Origin of the sequence: Cytophaga sp. FL35, from assembly GCF_014349235.1 — a bacterium.
GTDB lineage: Bacteria > Bacteroidota > Bacteroidia > Flavobacteriales > Flavobacteriaceae > Euzebyella.
In genome coordinates, this window is record NZ_JACSOH010000070.1 from 1 (window position 1) to 1,806 (window position 1,806).

Consider the following 1,806-nt stretch of genomic DNA (forward strand, 5'->3'; position numbering starts at 1 on the left):
TGCAATCTGGTGTGCTCCCTTGTATTTTTCTTTTTTACGTACCTTTCGGTACGACAAACAAAAACCCAAACGCACGACTACACATAGCCCTGCGTTAGCCACAAGTTGAATGAACAGACTATTTGAAAAACCACATCTCATTTTCTTACTCGCAATTCCAATAATAATGTTGATTGGAATTTTGAGTGGAGACGCTGTATTGGATATCAATGTTCACGACACATATTTAGTGATTGCCTATTTGCATTTTGCAGTACTGATTTCAATAGTTTTTGGAATAATCGGAATTGGATATTGGATTATGCAAAAAGCTAACAGAAAACTATCTAAATGGCTGATTTGGACTCACATTGGACTTACTTTTGGCGGAACATTAATTGTTTGGATTTTGAACAAATTTTATCGGACTGAAATTATGGAATATGAATTCAACAATAATCTGACCTTAATAATCACTCTGATTATTTTACTTATGATTATCGGACAATTGATTTTTCCGATTAATATTATATACGGACTGATAAAAAACAAAAATAAAACCAGTGGCTAACAATGGCTAAAATTCATTGCGGCGGAATTTCCATTGGGAAATTCCACGCAAACAGCTAAATTACGGGCTATAGCGGAAAAGTCCGTTGGACGTTTTCCGCAACGAAATCATAGCCGAGAACGATGATGCACAATTCACCTAAAGGTGAACCCAAATCGCTACATTGTCGCTACGCTCCAATTCCCGCACTTTGGGATTTGTGCATCATCGCAGGGCTATGTCAGATTGCAATGGACGTAGGATGAGGGACCTTCGATTCTATCACCTTTAGGCGCCATCGAGGATAACTGTGCATATCAACCGCTATATGCAATCTGGTGTGCTCCCTTGTATTTTTCTTTTTTACGTACCTTTCGGTACGACAAACAAAAATCCAAACGCACGACTACACATAGCCCTGCGTTATCTCTTATTTTGAAAAAGGCATTCTATATAGTTTTTACCATTAGCATTTTAGGTATTGTTTCCAACTGCAATACCAATTCTCGAACTCAAAATGGGAAAACGACGAAAAATGAATTAAATGCAAAAGATTCCACACAGAGCTCGGAGAAAACGGAATTGACTAAATATGACAAAAAGTGGGTGAGATATGTCGATGAAGGTGGAAATATAACACACGAATTAGAACTCTATATATCGGAGCTTGGAGACACACTTAATTGGAGCCAAAGAATTTATAGCAATGGCGTTTTGGACTTTACAAAAAGTAATTTTTACGATTTTGAAGCTAAAATGGCAAAGGACAGTGTAATCAAGGGAAGAATAACTTTACATCTGGAATTGGATTACACAATAGAAGACCCAATCACCGAAAAAGAAATGACAGTGGATTTTGTGAACAAGCTAAATGGAAAAGAAGATATAATCACCTTTAAATCAAAAAACCAAAATTATGTGGATTTTGAATTCAAAAATGATAATGATACAATAATTGGAGTACTGACTGAATATCGGAAAATTGATTTGCTTAAAAGTCCTGATAGCACAAGATTAATATGGTCTAAATTACCTATTGACAGCGAATCTCAAACGGACAATCTTTTTATATATGTCTACGAACTTGATAAAAACAAGAGATAACAACGGTAACCGTTGCGCAAGCCCTTGAACAGCAAAAAAGAGACCTCTTTTAAGCCCTTTTTAGGGGCTTTTTATTTTTAGGACGACCGGGCAATCTAGATTTTTGGGCAACCCTACAAGTGTTCTTTCAAGTTCTTGGCACCTGTTTTTTATAAAAAATAACAAAGCAAGTT

At 36.2% G+C, this 1,806-nt stretch carries 2 protein-coding genes; both read left to right on the forward strand.

The genetic code is table 11. The features are described from left to right. Positions 1-109: 109 nt before the first annotated feature. Positions 110-550, forward strand: a complete 441-nt coding sequence (locus BIZ36_RS20600) for a cbb3-type cytochrome c oxidase subunit I (RefSeq protein ID WP_187459740.1) — start codon at positions 110-112, stop codon at positions 548-550. Between the two features lie 414 nt (positions 551-964). After that, positions 965-1,633 (forward strand): hypothetical protein, encoded by a 669-nt coding sequence (locus BIZ36_RS20605; RefSeq protein WP_187459741.1) that lies wholly within the window; start codon positions 965-967, stop codon positions 1,631-1,633. Positions 1,634-1,806 lie beyond the last annotated feature (173 nt).